The organism is Microbacterium sp., from assembly GCF_051860965.1.
In the GTDB taxonomy this organism is placed as follows: domain Bacteria; phylum Actinomycetota; class Actinomycetes; order Actinomycetales; family Microbacteriaceae; genus Microbacterium.
In genome coordinates, this window is the sequence record NZ_JBIMKU010000015.1 from 1 (window position 1) to 618 (window position 618).

The 618-nt window shown below is 60.8% G+C and carries 1 protein-coding gene; it reads right to left on the reverse strand.

Features of this window, described 5'->3' with window-relative positions; translation table 11 throughout:
- A partial coding sequence (locus tag ACTIFV_RS18635) for a DUF1254 domain-containing protein (protein WP_439594305.1) occupies nucleotides 1–527 on the reverse strand: 527 nt, incomplete at its 3' end.
- Nucleotides 528–618: the final 91 nt, after the last annotated feature.

Sequence of the window (618 nt, forward strand, 5' to 3'; positions counted from 1 at the left end):
AGCGCGTTGGAGCGGAGCAGCGGCCCGGCCATGTAGGTCGACGAGTGCACTACGATGTATCCGTTTGGTATTGGCGCGGTATGACGCGGCGGCAGAATGAGATATTTGCCTCCTTTACCCTTGTCGGCGCCGGCCGGCCCGACATCCTCCAGAGCGGTCTGCCAAGCGTCCGTGATCGTGCCGGTCAGGGAGCCGCCTTCTGCCGACGGAAGTTCCAGCACCATCGGACCCGCCTCCTTCGTGCTGATGAACGGCATGAAGTAGATTGTGCTCGGGTTAGGTGTCAGGGTCTGGTTCTTCCAGTCGAGAAAGCGCGACCAGTAGACAATCTGGTTGTCCTTGCCGCCGGCCTTGAGAGCCGCCTGCAACATGAGGTCGAAATTGACTGCCGGCATTCCCCAGACGACCGCCTCGACGGCTCGGCGATGGACGGTGCGCTGGCCCAGCTCCTCAGGGGACAGATTTTGAGCACTGGCAGGTGCTGCCGCGCAGATGAATGCCAGCAGTGCGAGACCAAAGTTCCTCATCGCTTCGTTTCCTGCAATCGCCCGTTCAGAACGGGTTGATGTAGTTGAGGATCGCAACCTGCCGCAGGATCACTCGGCGGATCATGTGGCT